The sequence below is a fragment of the Pedobacter sp. GR22-10 genome (assembly GCF_026239715.1).
In the GTDB taxonomy this organism is placed as follows: Bacteria; Bacteroidota; Bacteroidia; order Sphingobacteriales; family Sphingobacteriaceae; genus Pedobacter.
Window position 1 is genome coordinate 1,054,378 of record NZ_JAPIVR010000001.1, and the last position, 24,254, is coordinate 1,078,631.

Genomic DNA, 24,254 nt, shown 5'->3' on the forward strand with positions numbered 1-24,254 from the left:
ATCATTTCAGGATCTATTAGTTTGATGAAGAAAAATTGAGTCTGCGGATCAGCAGTTCATTGTGTTTTTCAAGCAGTTGAATGTACTTCAATTTCCAGTGATCGCGGTCTTTCAGCAGTTCATCATAGTTCATTACTTCAATGTTAAAGGTCTCTTTTGCTGTCAGGCTTTTCATTTCGGGGAAATCAACGGAGAAATCATATTTTAAAACTTCACCATAGGCAAGCAGGAGTTTAAAATCGAGTGTTTCCATTTCAATGTGGTGGTGAATGGCATCTATGGAGTATTCCAGGGCTTTTGATAAATCGAATATAGATATATCGCTTTTCTGAATGATTGATTTGAGCAGTTTCCCCCTATGTATTGGCATCTTGATGTTAATTAATAAAATTCTAATCCAAAACGGTAATTTATTCAAAAAAGTTTTTTTAAAAAGTTAAAACTTGAAAGTGAGAGCTATCTGAACGTTTAAAGGAAGATGGAAGAATGATCTGCTGTCTGGTCGCCGGGACAAAAATAAATAAGGCTGCCTGTTTAAAGGGCAGCCTTATCTTTGATCGGTCAACTAACCAAAGTATACGATCAGTTTTTTAGGTAGATGTAGTATAAAAACCACTTAAATTGAGTTTTGTTTTAAAATTTTAAATTATTTTTTTGATGGAAGGGAAGCTATGATTAATCAATCTGATAAATATAAAAGATGTCAAATCTCAGGTTCAAAACAGCATCCGTTGCATCTGATTTATTTTATACTTCATCTACCTTATCGAATAATGTCCACTCTTATTCCTTACCTTCAGATTTTGCTTTTTTGCGGTCAAAAGAAAATCTCCTGGAAATACTGAAACCCCAGCGGTACTGCCCCTTTAACCAAGAGCTTGTGGTTTCCGGAATAAACTGCATTTCCTGAATGGCTGTTGCATTGGTAAAATTGATATGGAATACATGGCCACCGGTTTCCATTTCTAAGCCCACACCAAGTGGATTATAGAATTTTGTTGCCCTTTGTGCTTCTACGTATTCTTTATCAGCTTTATTTCGGAAAGGAAGAAAATAATCAATTACCAGGGCCATGCGTTTGGTAAATTTGAATCTTCCGCCGGCACCAATTGCAAACAAGTCATTCGGATCTCTGAAGGTGGTTAGGTTTCGGTGTACATAACTTGGCGTTAAACTAAAGGACAAATTAGAACTGAATTTCCTGGCCAGGATAATTTGTGCTACCCAGTTCATTCTTTCACCGAAATTCCGGTACGAAGTAGCTGCGGTAGGATCATCCTTATTGGCTTCCACTGCGGCAATGGTATTACTCCCGAAAAGCGTGACCGCCAAGGGTACCTTATTGTCTACTGTTTGTTCCAATAAACGATACTTGAGGCTTCCTTCATAAAGCTGTTGCACAGCGGTTGCACCTTTTGCACGGGCAAGTCCGACGGTTAATTTATCGGTTAACCCATATTCAAAACCAATCCGTACATCAGTTGAATTATCCAGTCCGAAAAACTTTTTTATCCCGCCGTTACTTCCTGCTATATCACCAAAACGGTGATCTACTTTGAAATCCAGTTCATGTTTATAAAGTGTTTCATTGGTATGGCCATTAATGAGTTTGGTGGATTTAAATGTAGCTATCACCTTTTCACTCTTTCCGCCTGACGTAGCCATGGCCTTTTCCATATCATCCTGCCCATATCCTTTAAATGAAATCATAATGGCCAGGATTGACAGACAGATACTTAGTTTGTTTGTGTATTTTTTCATGATTTCTTTTCTGAATAGGTAGCCTGAATTCGCACATCAATTTCCTCAGCGATTTTCTTGAAAACGATTGTCGGAATATCTATTTTATGATCTGCTATCTTAATTTTGAAAGTTGAAGTTGCGGTAACTATACCTTTTGAAACAAGGATATCTACTTTTGCTTTACATGGTTTAGTTACACCATGAACATTAAGCGTTCCATCTACATCCATTTTAGTAAGCCCGTCTTTTGCCAGATTAATAGGCGCAGAAAGTGTCCCTTTAAATTCAGATGTAGGATATTTGTCAGACTCCATATAATTCTCATTAAAATGTTCCTGCATCAGTTTTTTAGGGAACTCAAATGAGCGGTTATTTAACCTGAAGATAATCTTCCCTGATTTTACATCGATGACAGAATTACCGGTCACACTTTTAGCCTCAATATCTTCTAAAGGTGTTTTGGAATAAAAAGAAACCTGAGCTTTGTTGGTACTGATGATCTGGGCAAAGGCAGGGAGGCAGAAAAACCCCATTACTGCTAAAAAAAGTATTTTTTTCATAATTAATTAGGCATTTTGTTATCAAACCATTCTTGTAGTGATGAGAGCTCTGCAGCAGTTAATGAACCTCCAACGGGCATTGATTTGGTTTCCAGTACAACCCGTCTGATTCTGGTTTCATTACTTGTAATTGATGCCAGGCCATTGAAAGTCCATACAGATGCTACAGACCTTCCGGGCGCATGGCAACCAGCGCATTTTGTTTGGATAAGTGCTTGCGTAAAATTGGTATAAGTAACCGTCGATGTTCCGCCACCCGGATTTGTGGGTTTCGGAACCATTTCATCGGCCTGTCTTTTAGAGCAACTGATGCTCATTAAGATGTATACGACAACCAGGGCAGCGTATATTAGTTTCTGATTTTTTTTCATCGTTATGGGTTTAAGGCAATGGTAGATTTTGTCAGAATTGGCCAAACACCAGGATTTGGTACACTCACACCTTTTGTTTCGCCACGTTTAGCATCTGGTCCGAAATAATATAGTGGATGGCCTTTGTAGGTCAGCTGTTTTTTTCCTGCGGCTGTAATCTGGCTGAACACATTTTTTGAAAGTACAGAAGGCACATTTAATACATCCGATTCATAAATCGGCCAGATGTTATTATTGCTTAAATCGGCCTTGGTGTAAGTATTTACATTATAAGTATCCGGAGCGAATGCATAGAGTGTACGGCCCGATGCATCGGTGAGGTACTGGGTAATGCCATCGCCAGCGGTAGCATTTTCAAGGTAGTTTTTTCCATCGTTTCCAACCAGCTGCGTATTCGCCAGCATTACTGAATAGTCTGGCTTGGCCACAAACCAGGTGCCTCCGGAAGCATCACCTTTAATATCCAAAGCCGCCACATCACCAGCATAATAATATAATGGCCAGCCTTTGTAGGTGGTTTGTTTCTTTCCGTCTGTCCTGGTAATCGTTGAAACATCTGCAGCGTTTAAACCGGGCATGCTGCTTAGATCGTCAGCTAGAAATACCGGCCAGGCTGTTTCGCAACCACCGGTACAGCCTGAACTGCCATTGGCATCCATAGAAAAGAAGTACAATGTTCTGCCATCTCCATCAGTGATGACTGTTCCAAAATTTGCATTTGAAACTGTTTTCAATGTTTTTTTCCCTGTTGCAGTTGTTGGATCGGGGCTGGCCACATTGTTTTTTGAACAGGAAGAAATTACGGTAACGAATAAAAGAGCGAACAGAGACCAGTTTTTCTTGAATTTAAGTTTCATAAAAGATAATTTTAAAATTGTTTAATTATCAGGGTTACGGCGCTGTCAGGCAAAAGGTTGCCTGCATGGATTCAAATTGTTTTAGTTTTTTTTTAAATGGCTATTAAACAGTTGCTTAAATTCTTCTAAAGTATTTTTGCTAGCTTTGGCAACCTTTTGAGTGCTTGTCCCGTATACCGTGTATAAAGAAGAACAAAACAATAACATAGACTTGTTAGTGAACGAAATTATTAGTGGATGTATCAGGAAGGATAGAGCCAGTCAGCATCTGCTATACAAAGAATTTTACAGTTACTGCATGGGGATATGTAAAAGATATTCCATCAGTGATTTTGAAGCGGCAGATGTACTGAATAACGGATTTTTAAAAATTTTCAATAATATAAATAAGTATGATCCTGCCAAACCCATTAAAGCATGGATAGGTAAGATTATGGTGAATACAGCGATCGATCATTATCGGGCAAACCTGCGCTTTACCACCTATGATGATCTCAGTGAATATGAACAAAACGGTACGGAGGCCATTGTATACGAACAAATGGCTTACAAAGAGTTATTAATGTTAGTACAAAGTCTTTCACCAAGCTATAGGGTAGTTTTTAATATGTATGCCATTGATGGCTATTCGCATGATGAGATTGCAAAAACCTTAAATATTTCAGTGGGTACTTCCAAATCAAACCTCTTTAAAGCCAGGCAAAGGCTTCAGGAGATGATCAGGGATATGGAACCCCTGAATGCGAGAATGAAAGTTGTTTCTAACCAAGAAAAAATCAGGATTAATAATGAAAGACGAGCATAATCTGGATAAGTTGTTTAAAGAGGGGCTGGATGAGATTGATATTCCCTTTCATGAGCCAGACTGGGCGGAAATGTCCAAAAAACTTGATCAGCAGGATAAAAAAACGAATTTTCCACTTTGGTGGAGTCTTTGCGCTACGGCAGCAGCTGCAGTTTTAGTATTTTTTATTTTTTTTAACACACCTAAAAACAACCATACGGCAAGCCGGATAGAAAAATACCAGCCTTTAATATCGCCTGAAAACACCACTGCTGATACGCTGATTCATCCTGAAGGGAAAAAACCGTCAATAGAGAAGCAAACCCCTGTTATGGCTGAGCAGCATGCTTTAGCCAGTGTACCTGCTGCTGCGATCAGATACCTGCAACCTGTTTTATCAAAGGTTGTTATAGATGAAAATGATGTTAATAATGCATCACTGGCACAGCTGAAAACGGATGGGCTACTGCCCTTGACTTTAAGTGCAGGCAAACCAATGCCTTCAGGAAAAGATTTGCAGAAGATTGTTGCGCCAAACCGGTTTTCTTTAACGGTAATGGCAGCACCAGATATCTCATCTACCAGTTCGAGTGTGGGTAATAAAGTCAGTACGAATTTTGGTCTAATGATGAACTATGCATTAACCCAAAAAATAGGAATTACAACAGGTGTTATTTATGCAAAAAAAATATACGATTATAATGGTTCAGGTGCTTCCTTACCTGGTTATAGCGCCGGCCCGTGGCAAGTAAATGCAGATTGTAGAGTGCTTGATATACCTGTTAATATCAATTACCGGGTTTTCAAGAAAAGAAGCATTACTGTTAATGCGAGTGCCGGACTTTCCAGCTACATCATGTTGAATGAAAAATACCAGTTAACCAGCGGCCCCGATTTAACAGTGACCAATGAAGAGGTTACCGGTAACAAGCATTTTATGGGCATTGCCAATTTTTCAATAGGGGTGGAGCGAAAAGTAAATTCACGTTTAAGTCTTGGATTACAGCCATTTTTAAAAGTTCCCTTAACCGGTATTGGAAAATATGAAGGTAATCTCAGTTCTGCCGGTGTATCTATATTGTTTAATATCAAAGGTTTAAGTAATAACTAACTTCTTTTAGATAAGTGGCTTGGGTTTTTATTATCGTAAATGATCTGCCCTGCAATATGATCTATTTTCCTGAAAAGTTCTGGATAACAGGCTTTCTGAAATTATCACTGCGCTAAATTCAGCCATACGATAACTGCCTGGCTTTACGCATAATCTTCCTCCTGGCGAAATCCCGCCAAACTTTTGAATCAAAAGATTTGTTCCTATATCAAACTAATGATAAAAGGTAATGATAAACAAAGACGAGCAACCGATAGCAGGCGGAAAAGACCAAACGGAAGAAATTAACAACCATCAGGCAAAAGGATCCAATACCATCAAAGATCCGGATGAGTGGACTACAGGTGACGAACCTATGACGGGCGCACAGCAATCTTATCTTAAAACACTTTCTGATGAAGCGGGTGAAGCATTTGATGATACTTTAAGTAAATCTGAAGCTTCAAAACGGATTGATGAACTGCAGCATAAAACCGGCAGAGGCCTGGAAGAATAATCACCATTGACCATTTCGGATGCTTTACAATTAATTTGAAAGATAAACATGTGGATATTATGGGCAGTGCTTGCTGCCATATCAGCGGCGCTGGTAATCGTATTAACCAAAGCCGGCTTGAAAAATGTAGATTCTAGCCTGGCCTTCGCCATACAGGCGGTATTGATTTTGCTCATTACCTGGAGCGTTGTACTTTATCAGGGGAATATTGGCGATTGGAAAGGTATAGAAAAAAATGCATGGATGTTTTTACTGGCAGCGGGTGTTTTTACCTCTCTATCTACCTTATTTTCTTATAAAGCACTGTCTATGGGGCCAGCATCCTATGTTTCAGCCATAGAACGCTCTTCGCTGGTATTTGCCATCTTGTTATCCATCATTTTCTTAAGGGAGAAAATCACCTGGCAAATCATCGTAGGCGGAATTGCCATTATCGGTGGTGCCATGTTAATTGCATTGTCAGATCCCGGAGAGTAGTGCTGAAATCAAATTTTATCCGCAGGATATTCAAAATGTATAAAAAAAAGCCGGTCATTAAAAAATGACTGGCTTTTTTGGTATATATCCCTTTCAGAAAGATGAAATTCCAGAAATATATTGGAGGCGATATGCTTGGTGCCAATCTTGATTTATCAGGGCTGATACGATCAAAAACGCAAAGCGTTTGGATAAATGGCTTTAAAAATCATACTCCTTTAAAATATATTATCCATTTGGTAAAACCATCTCGGCAGTTGGCTGTTAAGCTATCTAATTTAACCAATATTAAATGGAATGATGGTAGATTAAGATATGATTCATCCATCTGCCATGGGCCAGTAACAAATTTATTTAGCACCATATATTTTTGATTGATCACCAGTTTTAACTTGCAGATTAACTATCCGTTCAGCCAACAAACCTAAATTTATACACTTGACTACACCACAACAAGCCGTTAACGGGGCAAAATCTTTTGTACCCAGAATCCTGCTGATTCTCTTCCTCGCCATTTTACTTAGCGTTGAGGGGTTTTTTGCCTATAGATTACACATTCTTTCAAGTGAACAGGAACATCTTAAGAAAGATTATGCTGATATCAACAACATCACCTATGGTCTTTTCTCGGTAGCGCAATGGCATGATAAGGTTGCTGCGATTATCCACCACCAGGTACGGAATTTTAACATGACCAAGAGTCAAAAAAAGGAACTGCAAACGGAAGTGGAACAGGTCATTGTGGCCTTGGTCGATAAGGCTGAGGCTTTGGTAAATAAGCCAAAGAAAACGGTGGATGGAAAGATCAAAAAGTTCGTGATCAATACATTTGTAGATGTAGATAAGATTAAAGCGCAGGCCCCGGCCTTTGCCAGAACCATTATTGCCCAGGTTGATAATGCAGCGAATAAGAAAAAGATGAGTAAAATGGCCATGGGTAAATTTACAGAAATGGAACGTACCGGAACCATTGACAGTACTTTGACCGCTATTGAAACCACCACAAAGGGCATGTACAAAAAGTACCAGGTATCATCAACGGAAGAATTGAATCAAAAATTTACGACCAGCCTGGCTGACATCCGGAAATCTACCTATGGTTATTCTTTTGGAATGCTGGGTTGCATTGTGGTCGTACTATCGCTTTGGTGGGCTTTCAGAAAACGCACTGAACTGCATACCACACTATTTATAATGTCATTACTTTTTGCTTTTATCTTACTGGCAGTTGGATTAACCGCTTCTATGATTGAGGTAGATGCACGGATTAAATCTCTTGATTTCACCTTGCTGGGCGAACATGTGGTATTTAAAGATCAGGTACTGTTTTTCCAGAGTAAAAGTATTATGGATGTGGTACTGGTTTTAATCGGCCAATCAGCCATTGACTCAATTTTAGTAGGTATTTTGATCCTGGTATTTAGTGTGTTGTTCCCAATTATGAAATTGAGTTCGACCGGTATTCACCTGTTGGGCAACAAGAAGTTTGCCGAAAATAAATTTATTAAATATTTTGCTTTTCAATCAGGCAAGTGGAGCATGGCAGATGTAATTGTAATTGCGATATTAATGACTTACATCGGCCTGAATGGTCTGCTGGAGGCTCAACTGAAAAGTCTGCACATCAATAGTGATCTTTTAACCATCATCACGACCAATAATACTGCACTTCAGCCCGGCTACATCATCTTTATCAGCTTTGTACTGTACGGATTAACGTTATCTACCATTTTAAAGTTTATCACGCCGCACGATTCGCACTAACTCACTTAAAAGTATTTTTCACCATCATATACAATCAGCATTGACAAATCATATTCAACAACCAGCCAAAAGAAAAACCACCGTGGCCAATATGCTGCTTATTGCAGGCCTGGGGATTTTGCTTTGCGGGGAAAGCTATTTTGGCTATCGCCTGCATACCATTTCTGCGGAGCAGGAGCAGATAAAAGAAGATTACAGCGTGGTGAACAGCATTACCTTTGGTATTTTTTCTGTTGACCAATGGCGCGAGAAAATTTCTGCCGTGGTAGGGCAGCAAGTGAATGGTTTCAGTATGACAGCCAAACAGAAAGCAGCCTTACAGGCTCAGGTTACTGATCAGCTGAATGGCTTAATCAATAAAACAGTAGCACAAATTAATAAACCGCAAAAAAGCCTTGGCGGTAAACTCAAAAAACTGGCTTTTAACAGTTTTGTGGACGAAGATGAACTCCACGCGCTGGTTCCTGTTTTTTCCAAAACGATTATCACCAAGATTAATAGTCCGGCAAGTAAAAGAAGGCTTAAGCGCATTGCGAACAGTAAAATGGATCAGCTGGAAGATCAAACTTATGATAAAACTGAAATTGCTAAAAATGCCATGACGCGCCAGATGTTTGCCAAGTATCAGGTCTCAAATGCGTCTGCCTTTGATCAGTCAGTTAAAAATAAGCTGAGGGCCATTAATAACCTCACTTACCATTATGCTTATGCCATGATGGCTTGTGTACTTTGTGCACTGGTATTGTGGTTCATCTTAAGAAAAAAGACCGGACTGCAAACCACACTTTTTATCATGTCGCTTTTGTTTGCCCTGGTATTATTGGCCTCGGGTATTACCACTACCATTATTGAAGTAGATGCCAGAATCCAAACCCTGAACTTTAAGCTTTTTGATGAAAATATCGCATTTACCAATCAGGTGTTATTTTTTCAAAGCAAAAGTATTCTGGGGATTATTGAAACCTTAATGAAGCAGCCCAAACCTGATTCGATTTTGGTTGGCGCGCTGTTAATGCTTTTTGTTATTGCGCTGCCTGTTTTGAGGCTGTTGGGGAAGGGGCTGCATGTATGGGGCAGCGATCGTTTTGCTGAAAGTAAGGTAGTGCGCTACCTGGCTTTTGAATCTGGCAAATGGGATATGTCTGATGTGATGGTGGTAGGTGTCGCCATGACTTATATCGGTTTAAATGGCATTTTAAAAAGTCAGCTTTCTAACCTCAATATGGATACCGGACCATTGAAAACCGTAACTGAGAATAACAGCAGTTTACAACCCGGATATTTAATTTTTGTGGGTTACGTCATTTTCGCTATGGTTTTATCGTATATATTAAAACGCATTGCCAAACCGGAAGAGAAAAAGCCACAGGTATTGGATGAAGAAAATGTTCCCACTTAAAAACAACAATGCTAATCAGCTTACCAATATAAACCCTTACAACATATAGTTATGGATCTTCAATTCTCGCAACGCCCTTTTTATGTCAAAACCATGTGCGTGCTGGTTAGCCTGATTGCCTTTGGTTACCTGGTCATCATCGCGAAAGAAATTCTCTCGCCATTGATTTTTTCATGCTTGTTTTCCATTTTGCTGTTGCCGATGGCTTCTTTTTTTGAAAGGCGATTTAACCTGCCCAGAAGTGCGGCTTCGATGTTATCTGTAATTCTGATGCTGGGCATCATTTGCCTGGTACTTTATGTAATTGGTTCGCAGCTGAGTAACCTTGCTTCAGACTGGCCTCAGTTTAAAGAGCAATTAAGCGTTTCAATATCAAATCTTCAACAGTGGATTGATGCCCGCTTTAATATTGATGCGGCACACCAACTTAATTATGTACATAGTGCTACCACTAAAGCACTGGCTTCCAGTACAACGGTAGTGAGTGCCACCGTGCTGTCACTCTCATCCATTTTACTTTTTCTGGTCTTTACTTTTATTTATACCTTTTTCTTTCTCTTATACCGTAGCTTAATTATGAAGTTTTTGGTTTCGGTTTTTCTGGAAGAGAATAAAAAACTGGTTTATGATATCATTGAGCAAGTGCAATACATTATCAGGAAATATATTATTGGCCTCCTGATTGAAATGGGCATTGTAGCCACAGCGGTAAGTATTATTTTCTGGGCGCTGGGCATCAAATATGCCATCCTGCTTGGGCTAATCACAGGGATTCTAAATGTTATTCCGTACATCGGGATTTTTGTGGCCCTTTTATTAAGCACATTAATCACTTTTGCTACTGCAGCCGTGTTAACCAAAGTAATATTGGTGGTGGTTACCCTGGTGGTTATCCACCTGATTGACAGTAATGTACTGTTGCCGATTGTAGTGGGATCTAAAGTGAGAATTAATGCTTTAATCACCGTATTGGGCGTAATTGTGGGTGAAATGCTCTGGGGTATATCCGGAATGTTTCTGTCCATCCCGGTGATTGCCGTACTTAAAATTATTTTCGACCGGATTGAAAGTTTGAAACCCTGGGGAATAATTTTGGGTGATGAAGAAAAGAAACAGAACAGATTGGCTAAGCGTATGTCTGTTAAGCGAAGTAAAAGTTAATCAATTCTTTTTGCGAAATTTGTTACTTAAATCAGTGGAATCATTAACAGGTTCCACTTTTCTGTTTCTAGATTTGTGGTTCACCATTTAAAATATACCTAATGATTTTAAATACCTTATCAGCATTAGTTTTACCAGAAACGTTTAGTCCTTATTTTAAGTCAAAAACGGTAGCGGCAAAAACAATTTTGTTAGAAGATGGGGCGGTCGCTAGACATGCTTTTCTAATCAAAAATGGTTGCTTAAGGCTTTGGTTCAATGATCATGGCAGAGATATTACCTTTCAGTTTTTCTTTGAGGGGGAATTTGTATCTTCTTTGGAAAGTTTTAGATCTGGCCTTCCGAGCAATTTCTTTTTAGAAAGTATAGAACCTTCAATGCTTGAATGTATTACCAAAAAAGATTTCCAATCCATCATAGAAAAATCTGATCAGGTTAAAAATGAAGTTGAAGAACATATCTTTCAGAGGTTGGTTTTTTATCAGCAACTGTTTCTATCCCGTATCAGAGATAATCCTGAACAGCGATATAAAAATATGCTGACACAATATCCAAAAATATTACAGCGGGTACCTCAACACTACATCGCCTCTTATCTCGGCATTACATCTGTTTCCTTAAGCAGGATCAGAAACCGGAAATAATATTACTTAACAATTGTTATCGTCCTCCATTTTGTAAAGAATCACTTTTGTGCTGTATCATTTAAAAGCACAAATATGAAAGTATTAATCGTTTTCAACCACCCATATGAAGGAAGTTATTGTAACGCTATCCTTCAATCTGTCACAGCAGGACTAAAAAAAGCCGAATATGAAGTTGATTTAATTCATCTTGATCGGGATGGGTTTAACCCGGTGATGACAGCTGATGACCTAAACGCATTCCGTAGAAAAATGCCCGTTGACCCGGTTGTAATTGATTACAAGGCACGGTTAATTGATGCTGATCACATCATTTTTATATTCCCGATATGGTGGGAGTTGATGCCTGCCATGATGAAGGGTTTTATCGACAAAGTAATTTTTCCTGGCATTGCATATGATTATAAGGATGCCTCAAATACGTTGATGAAGCCACTGCTCACCAAATTAAAAAGTGTAACCATAATTACCACAATGAATACGCCCGGCTGGCTTTATGCCTTAATTTTTGGCAATGCTATAAAAAAGGCAATGCTGCTCGGTACATTTTGGAAAATGGGTTATAACAACAGAAAATGGATGAGTTTCAATCGAGTTAAAATGGTTACGCCCGAAAAAAGAGAAAAATGGCTAAACAAATTAGAAAGCAGGTTTGCATCTTTAAATTAGCTGATGATTACTATTTAAATGTGTTGAGTCCGATGAAGTTTTCCTGGTACGCAATGCTATGAAATCTTCTTAAGAAAAGAGATCCTGATCAAGCGATCTGCTTAACCTTAATTTAACATGCAAGCGCTTACTTTGCTGAAAAACCAGCTTTTAGCATGATAAAGTATTTTTGGATTTGTTTATTTTTCATATTTCCCATCTCGACCGTTTACAGCCAGAAAGCCGGACAATTATCTTTTTTTGATCAGGACGCTAAAAAACCAATTGAATCGCTTACCAAGCTGAAAAAAATATATGCGCAAGCTATAGAAGATGGCAATGTAATTTTAGAAGGAAAATGCCTGCAGCAAATGGGGAAGGTGTGTTATGTTCAGGGGCATTTCAGGCAGTCTTTAGAGTTTTATCTTAAAGCCGATAAAATTTTTGATGTTTCAAATAAACCACTGATGCTGGCGGCTACCCAGTGTGATATTGGCGTGCTCTATTTTTATATTAAACAACCGGATAAAGCACTGAAATGTTATCGCTCTGCACTTAAAACATATCAGCGGTTACACCATTTACGCGGACAATCAGCTGTATATGGGCATATCGGGCAGCTTTATGAAAAGCGGCAGAATTATGAGCAGGCCTTTAATTATCAGAAAACTGCTTTAAAATTGAGTGAGAAAAATAACGATCTGGCCGGTGCAGCCAAAATTTATGAAAATATAGGAAGCATTTATGAAGATTTAGAAAAGTATGATTTGGCTGATCTCAATTTTAAAAAATCACTCCGTTTATATCAGCAGAATAGAAACCAGGTTGCCAGTATTGAAGTGATTAATAACCTGGGTGATATTTTACGTAAAACAGGGCATTACCAGGAAAGTATAGTACAAACAAAGGCTGCTATGAACCTGGCAGATAAACTGGGCAATATTTACCAGCTGGCATCATGTTACAGGGATCTGGGTAAGGCTTATGAATTGACTAACCAGATGGATAGTGCCTATCACTACGTTAAGCTGGGCTATAAATATACGCTGGATTTATACTCTGAAGACGGGGCCAGGCAGGTGGCTTTTTTGCAGGTGCTTTATGATATTAATAAAAAATCTGATGAAATCAATAAGCTGCAAAATGATAAAAAACTTAACCGCATTATCATCGCTTCGGCTACTATTGTGACCTTACTGCTGGTGGTATTGGGATTTGTGGTTTTCAGCAGGCAGCGATTGAGACTTCGGGATCAGCAGATGTTGGCCAAGCAAAAGGAAATTGAACATGATTTAACGAGCCTGGAGTTGAAGAATCTTCAACTGGAAGAGCAGCACCTGAAACAACAGCTGGAAGTGAAAAGCAGGGAATTATCCAACCATACCTTAAACCTGATCAAGCATAATCAGTTCTTGGAAAATTTGCGCAACACCTTGCAGGCGATGGTGAAGGATGATAAGCGGGATCAGAAAAAGCAAATGAATCAAATCCTAACAGAGATAAACCAGAGCTTTAACCATGAACGCAACTGGAAAGAGTTTACCCAAGCTTTTGAACAGGTACACCATCAGTTTCTGGAAAACCTGAAAAAATTTAGTAATGCGCTTACCTCGGCAGATATGCGACTGATTGCGCTGCTCAAAATGAACCTCGATTCTGCTGATATTGCCACTTTACTGGGCATATCTACAGATAGCTTAAGGGTATCGCGTTACAGGCTGCGGCGAAAACTCAACCTGGCCCAGGGTGATAACCTTTCTGCATTTATACAGGCACTCTAAGCGTTACATCGCTGCTGAATTTCATGTGCTATTTCAGGTGTTTTTGAGGCTTAACAATTAGTTAATGTAACGGTAATAAAAGCATAACGGCGTTTCTATGAATATTTAAAGTTTTGTCCTTCAGTTTTTTATGTATTGTTGTTGCCTTTTCGTTGATGCCTGTTGTAACGCTGTTGCCTTTATGTAACCCTATTAATTTTTTGTTGCGAGCCGGGGTATACACCTTTGTTCCGTCGATCATAACAGACATACCAAACACAATGAATAAACTATTACAAATTCTGTTTTTTGTTCTCTTTTGTGTGGGCACAGCCCATGCCACGAAAATAAAGGGACACGTTTACGATAAGCAAACCGGGGAAGCCATTGTTGGTGCTACGGTAGTGATGGAAAACCCCAGGCGGGTAACCAATACCGGCCTTGATGGAACTTTCGAATTTAAGGCGGTAGCTACGGGATCAGCCTCCATCAGTGTAAGTTATATCACCTATAAAACCATTACCAAAACCTTTACCGTAGAAAAGGAAGATAATGAACACTTAAAATTTTATATGGAAAGTGATTCGAAGCGGCTGGATGATATCACGATTAAATCAAATCCGGTAAGTTCAACAGACCAGGGTGCCCGCAGACTGGAGAAAAATGCCACTCAGGTGATGAATATTGTTTCGGGCAAAGCCATTGAAATTTCACCCGATTTAACGGTAGCGAATGTGATGCAGCGTGTATCTGGTGTATCTATTGAGCGGAACAGCAATGGCGACGGGCAATACGCTATTCTAAGGGGCATGGATAAAAGATACAATTATACGCTGGTGAACGGGGTAAAGATCCCAAGTCCGGATAACAAATACCGATACGTGCCGCTTGATCTTTTTCCGGCTGATTTGCTGGATCGTTTAGAAGTTTATAAAACGTTAACACCAAATTTGGAGGGTGATGCCATAGGCGGTGGAATCAACATGGTGATGAAAAATGCGCCGGGCAAGTTCCAGGTAAATGCCAATCTTTCTACCGGCTATAACCAGTTGTTTTTCGACCGCAAATTTGCCAGTTATAATGCTTCTGATATTCAACACAAATCACCTTATGAACGTAATGGTAAAAGCTATAGTGCCACCCAAAATGATTTCACTAAAGGAACGCTTGATTATCAATATAAAAATCCGGCACCAAACCTTATCGGGAGTTTATCTTTAAGTCAGCGGTTTTTAGATAATAAGTTAGGCGTAGTTTTGGCCGGTAGTTATCAGAATACTTATCGCGGCAGCAACAGTACTTTTTATAATAATGCTGTTACCGGAACAGATGCCTATGCTGTGATTACCAGCAAAAGTTATCGTGAATTTTCAGAGCAACAGCAACGTACAGGTTTACATGGAAAGGTAGATTATGTTTTCAATAAAAATCACCAGTTAACGCTTTACAATGTTTACGTTAATTTAAAAAATCAGCAGCTCAGAGATGCGGTGACCACAACATACAATAGTGTGTACAATCCAACGGCTGGTAATGCTGAACTGGTTTACAATACCCGGAGCCGTTTAACTGAACAACAGATTTACAACAGCACACTTCATGGCGATCATCAATTCTTTAATGATAAATTTAAGGTACAATGGTCGGCGGTTTATTCTTCAGCCAAAAACGATGTGCCGGATAATACCAGCATCAGCCTGAATGGCTTACAGCAGCACTTTCAAAGCAGCAGAACAACTTTGGTAAATACTTCTCCTGTAAACCACAGGTGGGAGCGCAATACCGATGAAGATTTAGCAGGCTATTTAGATCTCACTTACCGTTTCGCCATTGGAAATAACAAGTTGGATGTAATGGCTGGTGGGTTATACCGCAATAAACAGCGCAGCAGCTTTTTCAATAATTATACATTCTCACCGGGTGCTGCCGATGCAGGCCGTGTTTATGGGGTAGATTTCCAGAAGTATACTGATTTGAATTTAATTGTAACCAACCCAACAGGTGCGGTGGCTAATCCCTTAACCTATGATGCATCGGAAAAAATCAGTGCAGGTTATGGGATGTTTAAATATAGCGTATCAAAATTGGAAGTAGTAGGTGGTGCCAGAATTGAGCACACCAACCAGGGCTATAACCTGCTTTTTCCTGCAGGAGAAATATTTCCAAAGGGATCAGAAGTATATACTGATGTATTACCGAGTCTAACGGCAAAATACTTTTTAACCGAAAAAGCACAATTGCACGCTTCGTATTATAAGGCACTTAATCGCCCAGGGTTTTATGAAATTGTACCTGGAAAGGTTGTTAATGAAGAGTTTCAGGAACGAGGTAATCCAAATTTGAAGCGTGCCCTGGCCGATAATTATGATTTACGCTACGAGCTTTTTCCTGGTGCATCAGAACAGTTAATGGTTGGTGCTTTTTATAAAAAGATTAAAGACCCTATTGAATATACTTTTCAGGCTGATGCGACTCGCGGACAGGATATTTACTATACTCCGGGAAATTTCGGCACAGCTCATAACTATGGTGCAGAGGTAGATTATATCAAGTATTTCAGCAAGATAGGGGTAAAGGCGAATTATACCTATACGCACTCCCGCATTACTACGCCTAAAACAACCCGAACCATCAATGCAATTACAGGAGATATTCAGGCGCTTTCAGTAGATCAGGAACGTCCACTTTTCGGACAGTCTGAACATATCGGAAACCTTTCTTTATTATTTAAGGATACTAAAAAGGGCTGGGATGCCCAGCTGGCCGGTGCTTACACAGGTCCGCGGATCAATACCGTTTCACAATTCCTCAATAATGATTTATGGCAGGAAGGTTTTATTCAGATGGATGCCTCGGCCGAGAAACGTTTCAAAGGCGGGATCAGTGTTTTTATCAAGGCAAACAACATCTTAAATACCCCTACTAAATTATTTATTAAAGGTACCAACCCTGAGAATGATAAAATCAATGAAGATCTGGTTAAAGATGGGCACACACTGATCAGAAGTGATTACTACGGACAGAGCTATTTGCTGGGTTTCAGGTATAAGTTTAACTAATCGAAAATTTAAAATATAAAAAGATGAAATCGAATCAGATTTTTAAATTACTCATCCTGTTGGTGTTGGCCCTTGCCGGATGCGAAAAAGCCAATATTGATGTAGATACGAGCGAGGTGAATGGCTCAGCCATCGGAGAAGTATCCGGTGTTTGGGCAAAAGGAAGTACGCAGGTAATAAAAGGCGATATCATTATCCCGGAAGGTAAGTCACTCACCATTGAAGAAGGCGTAACCATTTTAATGGATACTGTAGCTAAACCTGAAATTGTGGTAAAAGGCAATTTATATGCTCTGGGCACGGTAGATAACCCGATTAAATTTACGGTAAATGAATTTTATAAAACCACCCAAAAGAAATTTGGGAAGCTTTGGGGTGGCATACTGGCCGGTCCAACTTGCGAAGAACTGGTTTTGGATCACGCCATTATTGAGTATGCCGGCTCCACTACCTCAGATGCTTCCACTTCGGTAAAAATGGGCCTTTACAAAGCCGTTGCAGGTGAAAATTTGCCAGCACTTTGGTTTGCCAATGCCAAAGGTAAATTGGTGGTACAAAATAGTATTTTTAGAAACCTGCAGGAAGATTGTACCTATATTGAAGGCGGAAAGATCATTTTTGCCAACAATATTTTCTACACTACAGGGGTAACCGGTGGCGAGGCCATGAACTTTAAATCGGGCTGTTTGGCAGATATTGCTTATAACCTGATTTACAGTACCAACACCAATGCTTTAAAACTTTCCAATACCGGCGATAAGGTACCGCAAGCCTATATTATTGCCTATAACAATACCATGGTGAATACCGGCTGGAGAAGACCAACGGCAAAAGGTGGTTCAGTATGGCTGGAAAGTACTGTACGGGCTGATTTGTATAATAATCTCTTTTCCAATACCCGTTTTGGTGTTAAAAGAGATCCTAAAAAACCGGAAGATTCACGCTCTGTATACAGCAACAACTGGTATTATGGTTTTGACCAGGTTACGGTGAATCAGTTTCAGCCCAAAGGTGATATTATTGGGGGTAAAAATGATGTGATCAGTACTGTTGCAGGTGCGAATGATCCTAAATTTGTAAATTATCCTTTAAATACCGCTGTAAACAATGCAGATTTTAATACTGCCTGGGATTTTCATTTGCAGGGGAATTCACCAGCTTTAAACAAAGGGATTACCAACTTTACACGTCATCATCAGGCAGGAATTGTCATGAAAAACGGAATAACTTACACCTCACCAGCACCAGCTGCGTTTATTGGCGCATATGGCACAAAATAATCAAATGAAGCACAGAAACCTCATATACATCGCATCAGTTGTGGTGTTAAGCCTAAGCCTTTCCTGTAATGGCGGCGCGCAGCAAATAAATAATAATGAAGTAAAACCTTTATATGTATCCGATCCGGTTGCTTTTGATAGCGATGACCCGGCCATCTGGGTTAATAAGGCCAATCCGGCAAAATCATTGGTGATTGGTACGGATAAAGATACCAATGGCGGATTATATGTTTTTGACCTGAAAGGAAAGATCATCAAATCGAAAACAGTTAAGGGTTTAAAGCGGCCCAATAATGTGGATATTGCTTATGGTTTAAATCTGAACGGTAAAAAGACTGATATTGCCGTAACTACCGAACGCTATACGCACAAACTGCGGATGTACAGCTTGCCTGATATGACACCTGTTGATAATGGTGGCATCCCGGTTTTTGTCGGGGAAACCGGGGCAGAATACCGCGACCTGATGGGGATTTCGATGTATACTGATCCTAAAGGGCAAATTTATGTCATAGTTGGTCGGAAATCCGGGCCGAATGAAGGTGGATATTTATGGCAATACCTTTTAAAGGATGATGGCCATGGGCATGTAAAGGCAGATTTAGTGCGGAAGTTTGGCAGCTACAGCGGCAAAAAGGAAATTGAGGCTATTGCAGTAGATAATGAATTGGGTTTTGTGTATTACTGTGACGAACAGTTTGGCATTCGGAAATATTATGCAGATCCGGCAAAAGGCAACCAACAGCTGGCATTGTTTGGGCAGGGTGATTTTGCCGTAGATAATGAAGGGATTGCTATTTATAAAACCCCAGGTAATAAGGGATATATTTTAGTTTCAGATCAGGGGGGCAGGCAGTTAAAGGTATATGGCAGAACAGGCAAAGATGGTACGCCAAACCAGCACCCGCTGTTAAGCACCCTAAAATATGCGGCTAACCAAACCGACGGAATTGATGTGGTTTCAGTACCTTTAAATGCTGATTTTAAACATGGTTTGCTGGTGGCCATGAGTGATGATAAGACCTTTCATTTTTACCGTTGGGAAGACCTTGCCGGGAAAAGGCTTAACGTGAATCGCTAGTTTAGGATGAGCATTTGTAGGTAAGCCTATAAAGAATCATCGGTTAGGCCATCGTTGCTTTGCCGGCTTTTTCAGCCGGCAGCCTGTCCAGACCTTTAGGGAAAGCAATCTTTTGCCGTAATTACTGGCAGGAGTTGTTTTCGGCTGGCTGCCGCCGATGGGCTCTTTCTTTTGGCTTAGCCCAAAAGAAACAAAAACCCAAGGCTTGCATCCTTTCTTGTAAAAAGCTACGAAAATCTTTATTGCGGCAGCCTCTAGGCTTCTTACCCCTTTCTTATCCCAGCGCACAAGCTTGATTCTGCCTTGGGTTGTGGGTTAATGAGCGGAAGTGCATAGATTTTCGTGCTTTTTTGTGCGAAAATCTGCCAGGCCGGTAGCAGAGGAATGTTACGCATAATTTCATTCAATCGTCATCTCGACCGAAGTGGAGAGATCTTTGTACTTAACCTTTAAAAATATTTCTGACACGTCCTTCATTCCCACACAGGCGTGAACCTTAATGCTTTCACTATTCCGCTGTACTTTTTTATTTTGCCCCATGCTCTGGCTTGCCTCGGCTCACCGCCGCCGAGGGGCTCTTTCTTTTGGTTTAGCCCAAAAGAAACAAAAACCCAAAGGCTTGCATACTTTCTTGTAAAAAGCTACGAAAATCTTGATTCCGGCAGCCTCTAGGCTTCTTACCCCTTTCTTATCCCAGCGCACAAGCTTGATTCTGCCTTGGGTTGTGGGTTAATGAGCGGAAGTGCATAGATTTTAGTGCTTTTTTCTGCTAAAATCTGCCAGGCCGGTAGCAGAGGAATGTTACGCGTAATTTCATTCAGGATCAATCGTCATCTCGACCGAAGTGGAGAGATCTTTGTACCTAACCTTTAAAAATATTTCTGACACGTCCTTCATTCCCACGCAGGCTGGAACCTTAATGCCTTCACTATTCTGCTGTACTTTTTTATTTTGCCCCATGCTCTGGCTTGCCTCGGCTCACCGCCGCCGAGGGGCTCTTTCTTTTGGCTTAGCCCAAAAGAAACAAAAACCCAAGGCTTGCATCCTTTCTTGTAAAAAGCTACGAAAATCTTTATTGCGGCAGCCTCTAGGCTTCTTACCCCTTTCTTATCCCAGCACACAAGCTTGATTCTGCCTTGGGTTGTGGGTTAATGAGCGGAAGTGCATAGATTTTCGTGCTTTTTTCTGCGAAAATCTGCCAGGCCGGTAGCAGGGAGCAGAGGAATGTTACGAATAATTTCATTCAGGATCAATCGTCGTCTCGACCGCAGTGGAGAGATCTTTGTACTTAACCTTCTAAAAATTTTTCTAATGCGATCTTCATTCCCGTGCAGGTGGGAACCTTAATGCTTTCCCTATTCCGCTGTACTTTTTTATTTTGCCCCATGCTCTGGCTTGCCTCGGCTGGCTGCCGCCGATGGGCTCTTTCTTTTGGCTTAGCCCAAAAGAAACAAAAACCCAAGGCTTGCATCCTTTCTTGTAAAAAGCTACGAAAATCTTTATTGCGGCAGCCTCTAGGCTTCTTACCCCTTTCTTATCCCAGCGCACAAGCTTGATTCTGCCTTGGGTTGTGGGTTAATGAGCGGAAGTGCATAGATTTTCGTGCTTTTTTCTGCGAAAATATGCCAGGCCGGTAGCAGAGGAATGTTACGCGTAATTTCATTCAGGATCAATCGTCATCTCGACCGCAGTGGAGAGATCTTTGTATGTTACCTTTTAAAAATTTTTCTAATGAGATCGTCATTCCCGTGCAGGCTGGAACCTTAATGCTTTCACTACTCTGCTGTACTTTTTTATTTTGCCCCATGCTCTGGCTTGCCTTGGCTGGCTGCCGCCGATGGGCTCTTTCTTTTGGCGTAGCCCAAAAGAAACAAACCTGAGCGCAGTGAAAGCATGACTACCTATAAAAACAACAAACACCAAGGCATAACTAAAAGGCTAGGACCTGATGTTGGATTAGTGCGTCGAAATTTTAATGGCGTTAGCACAAGGACTCGATTTTGTTTGGTCATAAAGATTAATTTCGAGGGAGCCGTGTGTGCTACCTTGGGCAGTAGGGTCATTTGAACGGAGGTGCAAAAATTTCAACGGCCTCTCCTGCCATCATCTCCCAGGCCGGTAGCAGGGTGCAGATAGCGTGGTGGCTATAGCGGAATGCAGATGATTAGTTAAATCGTCATTTCGAGGCGGCTTTTTCAGCCAGCGAAGTAATCTTATTGTATAATTGTCAATAGGGATGTTTTCAGCTGGCCACTTTTGGGGGATCAAAAAGATATCTACATTGCTGTCGAGATGACGAGGTGTGCTTTGCCAAGGTTTACTTTTCCTTTACAGGTTAGTTTAAACCTCATGTATCACCATATCCTATAACATGCCCTTATGAGCTGGATGATAATTATGCTAATAGGTGTTTATATGTTAGCGGTAAATAGAGAACACTTCGTCTGGTAGTCCAAAGACATAGTATTTGGCTGATCTTAAAAAAATGAAATTATCAAAAAAGTCAGGTTTAACCACATAAGGCACATTAGAATATCAATGCTGGTTTGATAGAGTTGTTTTTCATTTTTAGCCTTGTGCTTTTGGTCTTAAATGATTCCATGTCTGATATGTTCATGATTAACTATATAATGCACATTAGAAAGTATAAGGCATACTATTTGGGTGCTTTTATGTTTTAAAGGTATTTACATAATAAATTGGCATATCTATAATTGTAAAAAATATAAACTATGATAGAATACTTTCATTCATTATTTACTCATATTTAATTCAAAAGATTTAAGAAAACATCATCAATGATTTAAAATCTACAAAATCCCGTACTTTTGTGTTTTAAATATTTCCTTTGAAGACAGAACTTTTTATCATCACGCCACCTTTTACCCAACTGAATACACCCTATCCGGCATCGGCATATATAAAAGGCTTTCTGAATACTAAAAATATCAGTGCTACCCAGGCTGATCTAGGTATTGAGGTGATCCTCAAAATGTTTTCTAAGAACGGCTTAACCTCATTATTTGCTACGCCTGTAACAAAACCGCTAAGTGCCAATTCAAAGCGAATACTCGCTTTAAAAAATGAGTACCTGAAAACCATTGATACGGTTATTCATTTTCTTCAGGGTAAAAATCCAACTTTAGCCTTACAGATTTGCAGCAGTGATTTTCTGCCGGAGGCATCACGGTTTTCACAGCTGGAAGAGCTTGACTGGGCCTTTGGTGCCATGGGTACACAAGATAAAGCCAAGCATCTGGCGACACTCTATCTCGAAGATCTTTCAGATTATATTGTAGAATGTGTGGATGAGAATTTTGGTTTCAGCCGATATGCAGAACGACTGGGCAGAAGTGCTAATTCCTTTGACGAATTGTATACTACACTGGCGCAGGCTCCCAGTTATATTGATCAGCTCCTGATTTCCATTTTAAAAGAACATATCGAAAAAGTTCAGCCGGAGCTATTTCTGATTTCAGTTCCCTTTCCCGGGAATTTGTATAGTGCATTCCGCGCTGCACAGTGGGTTAAAAAACATCATCCCCAAATTAAAATTTCCATGGGTGGCGGTTTTCCAAATACAGAATTGCGCTCCCTTTCAGATACGCGGGTTTTTGAATTTTTTGATTTCATCACCCTGGATGATGGTGAGTTGCCGATAGAATTGCTTATTGAGAACATCAGTGGAAGAGTTCCAAAAGAGATGCAGCTCTATAAACGTACTTTTCTGCTGGAAAACGGAAAAGTAGTTTACAGAAATGATTCCTTCCGCAAAGATTATAAACAGGCTGATGTTGGTACACCGGATTATTCAGGTTTATTGCTGGATCAATACATCTCAGTGATTGAAATCGTGAACCCAATGCACCGCATGTGGAGCGATGGCAGGTGGAATAAGTTAACCATGGCCCATGGCTGTTATTGGGGTAAGTGCACCTTCTGCGATATTTCACTGGATTACATTAAAGTTTATGAACCAGTTCAGGCAAAGCAGATTGTAGACCGGATTGAGGAATTATCCATTAAAACCGGACAAAACGGATTCCATTTTGTGGACGAAGCCGCACCACCAGCCCTGATGCGTGAGGTGGCCCTGGAAATTCTCCGGCGTAAACTGGCTGTTACCTGGTGGACCAATATCCGGTTCGAGAAAAGTTTTACCGCAGATTTATGTTTGCTTTTAAAGGCATCGGGTTGTATTGCTGTTTCAGGTGGATTAGAAGTTGCCTCAGATCGCTTACTTAAACTGATTGAAAAAGGCGTAACGGTTGAACAGGTAGCCCGGGTAACCCGGAACTTTACCGAAGCAGGTATTATGGTACATGCTTATTTAATGTACGGTTATCCTACACAAACCATCCAGGAAACGGTAGATAGCCTTGAAATGGTCAGGCAGTTATTTGAAGCAGGTATCCTGCAATCCGGTTTCTGGCATCAGTTCGCCATGACGGCACATAGTCCGGTGGGATTATATCCTGAAAAATTTGGCGTAATAAAAGATTCAGAAATCATCGGAACCTTTGCCAATAACGACATTAATTATACCGATAGAACAGGAATCGATCATAATAAATTCAGCTTTGGATTAAAAAAGTCATTGTTCAACTTCATGCACGGCATCTGCTTTGATTATGATCTTCAGGACTGGTTTGATTTTAAGATTCCCAGGACAAAAATCCCGGAAGACTTTATTGAAATTGCCTTAAACGAAGATCAACAATTCAATACGAAGACTACAGCAAAAGTAGTTTGGTTAGGTAATAATCCTGAAATAGATTATTTTACTAAAACCAAAAAAGGAAATTCGTGGGAAATGACAACGCTTACTTTTCATGATAAAAAGCAAACATTTACCATTCAAACCAATAGAAATGAAGGCGAATGGTTGCGTGCTATTCTTCAAAAAATTTCAATTGAAAGAGAAACGGTTTATACTTTCGCCGATGTTAAAGCTGATTTTGAAACAGGGATGGAAAACTTCGAATTGTTCTGGTATTCAAAACCAGTCAACAATTTGAGGGAATTTGGTTTGTTGGTGCTTTAATTTTTTTATAAGTTT

The 24,254-nt window shown here is 40.0% G+C and carries 20 protein-coding genes; 15 read left to right on the top strand and 5 right to left on the bottom strand.

From position 1 onward, the window contains the following. Positions 1-16: 16 nt before the first annotated feature. From OQX64_RS04440 to OQX64_RS04460, 5 genes are all read right to left on the bottom strand, one after another. Positions 17-370, bottom strand: a complete 354-nt coding sequence (locus OQX64_RS04440) for a hypothetical protein (protein WP_088300408.1) — start codon at positions 368-370, stop codon at positions 17-19. Positions 371-783: 413 nt separating this feature from the next. Beyond that, complete coding sequence (locus OQX64_RS04445) at positions 784-1,761, bottom strand: DUF5777 family beta-barrel protein (RefSeq protein WP_265817815.1); 978 nt, start codon at positions 1,759-1,761, stop codon at positions 784-786. Further along, positions 1,758-2,303 carry a YceI family protein gene (locus OQX64_RS04450; protein ID WP_265817816.1) on the bottom strand — a complete coding sequence of 182 codons (546 nt, stop codon included), beginning with the start codon at positions 2,301-2,303 and terminating at the stop codon, positions 1,758-1,760. The genes OQX64_RS04445 and OQX64_RS04450 overlap by 4 nt, the downstream gene beginning before the upstream one ends. A gap of 2 nt (positions 2,304-2,305) precedes the next feature. Continuing rightward, positions 2,306-2,674, bottom strand: coding sequence for a c-type cytochrome (locus OQX64_RS04455; protein ID WP_265817817.1), 369 nt, complete (start codon positions 2,672-2,674; stop codon positions 2,306-2,308). Between the two features lie 2 nt (positions 2,675-2,676). Further along, the gene (locus OQX64_RS04460; protein ID WP_265817818.1) at positions 2,677-3,531 is read right to left on the bottom strand and encodes a hypothetical protein; all 855 of its coding nucleotides are present in this window, start codon (positions 3,529-3,531) and stop codon (positions 2,677-2,679) included. Positions 3,532-3,748: 217 nt separating this feature from the next. On the opposite strand from OQX64_RS04460, the gene OQX64_RS04465 reads away from it, so the two are divergent. The 15 genes from OQX64_RS04465 (at position 3,749) to OQX64_RS04535 (ending at position 24,239) form a co-directional block, all read left to right on the top strand. Beyond that, positions 3,749-4,336 carry an RNA polymerase sigma factor gene (locus tag OQX64_RS04465; protein ID WP_265817819.1) on the top strand — a complete coding sequence of 196 codons (588 nt, stop codon included), beginning with the start codon at positions 3,749-3,751 and terminating at the stop codon, positions 4,334-4,336. After that, positions 4,320-5,426, top strand: a complete 1,107-nt coding sequence (locus tag OQX64_RS04470) for a hypothetical protein (RefSeq protein WP_265817820.1) — start codon at positions 4,320-4,322, stop codon at positions 5,424-5,426. Before OQX64_RS04465 ends, OQX64_RS04470 begins: the two co-directional genes overlap by 17 nt. A 229-nt stretch (positions 5,427-5,655) precedes the next feature. Continuing rightward, the gene (locus OQX64_RS04475; protein WP_088300401.1) at positions 5,656-5,922 is read left to right on the top strand and encodes a DUF3072 domain-containing protein; all 267 of its coding nucleotides are present in this window, start codon (positions 5,656-5,658) and stop codon (positions 5,920-5,922) included. 48 nt (positions 5,923-5,970) lie between these two features. Further along, the gene (locus tag OQX64_RS04480; RefSeq protein ID WP_088300400.1) at positions 5,971-6,399 is read left to right on the top strand and encodes an EamA family transporter; all 429 of its coding nucleotides are present in this window, start codon (positions 5,971-5,973) and stop codon (positions 6,397-6,399) included. Between the two features lie 101 nt (positions 6,400-6,500). Continuing rightward, entirely contained in the window at positions 6,501-6,773 is a 273-nt protein-coding gene (locus tag OQX64_RS04485; RefSeq protein ID WP_265817821.1) for a hypothetical protein, read from the top strand. 64 nt (positions 6,774-6,837) lie between these two features. Continuing rightward, positions 6,838-8,163 carry a paraquat-inducible protein A gene (locus OQX64_RS04490; RefSeq protein WP_265817822.1) on the top strand — a complete coding sequence of 442 codons (1,326 nt, stop codon included), beginning with the start codon at positions 6,838-6,840 and terminating at the stop codon, positions 8,161-8,163. A 40-nt stretch (positions 8,164-8,203) separates the two neighbouring features. Then, complete coding sequence (locus tag OQX64_RS04495) at positions 8,204-9,562, top strand: paraquat-inducible protein A (RefSeq protein WP_253248973.1); 1,359 nt, start codon at positions 8,204-8,206, stop codon at positions 9,560-9,562. Positions 9,563-9,613: 51 nt separating this feature from the next. Next, complete coding sequence (locus OQX64_RS04500) at positions 9,614-10,723, top strand: AI-2E family transporter (RefSeq protein ID WP_265817823.1); 1,110 nt, start codon at positions 9,614-9,616, stop codon at positions 10,721-10,723. A 101-nt stretch (positions 10,724-10,824) separates the two neighbouring features. Then, the gene (locus OQX64_RS04505; protein WP_265817824.1) at positions 10,825-11,367 is read left to right on the top strand and encodes a Crp/Fnr family transcriptional regulator; all 543 of its coding nucleotides are present in this window, start codon (positions 10,825-10,827) and stop codon (positions 11,365-11,367) included. A gap of 75 nt (positions 11,368-11,442) precedes the next feature. Next, positions 11,443-12,036 (top strand): NAD(P)H-dependent oxidoreductase, encoded by a 594-nt coding sequence (locus OQX64_RS04510; RefSeq protein WP_265817825.1) that lies wholly within the window; start codon positions 11,443-11,445, stop codon positions 12,034-12,036. Positions 12,037-12,191: 155 nt separating this feature from the next. Then, the gene (locus OQX64_RS04515; protein WP_265817826.1) at positions 12,192-13,796 is read left to right on the top strand and encodes a tetratricopeptide repeat protein; all 1,605 of its coding nucleotides are present in this window, start codon (positions 12,192-12,194) and stop codon (positions 13,794-13,796) included. 260 nt (positions 13,797-14,056) lie between these two features. Further along, positions 14,057-16,834: a TonB-dependent receptor gene (locus OQX64_RS04520; RefSeq protein WP_265817827.1), complete on the top strand. Its 2,778-nt coding sequence runs from the start codon at positions 14,057-14,059 to the stop codon at positions 16,832-16,834. A gap of 23 nt (positions 16,835-16,857) precedes the next feature. Beyond that, complete coding sequence (locus OQX64_RS04525) at positions 16,858-18,114, top strand: right-handed parallel beta-helix repeat-containing protein (protein ID WP_265817828.1); 1,257 nt, start codon at positions 16,858-16,860, stop codon at positions 18,112-18,114. Positions 18,115-18,118: 4 nt separating this feature from the next. Next, a complete protein-coding gene (locus OQX64_RS04530) occupies positions 18,119-19,195 on the top strand; it encodes a phytase (RefSeq protein WP_265817829.1) in 1,077 nt (358 codons plus the stop codon). Between the two features lie 2,848 nt (positions 19,196-22,043). After that, positions 22,044-24,239: a B12-binding domain-containing radical SAM protein gene (locus OQX64_RS04535; protein ID WP_265817830.1), complete on the top strand. Its 2,196-nt coding sequence runs from the start codon at positions 22,044-22,046 to the stop codon at positions 24,237-24,239. Positions 24,240-24,254 lie beyond the last annotated feature (15 nt).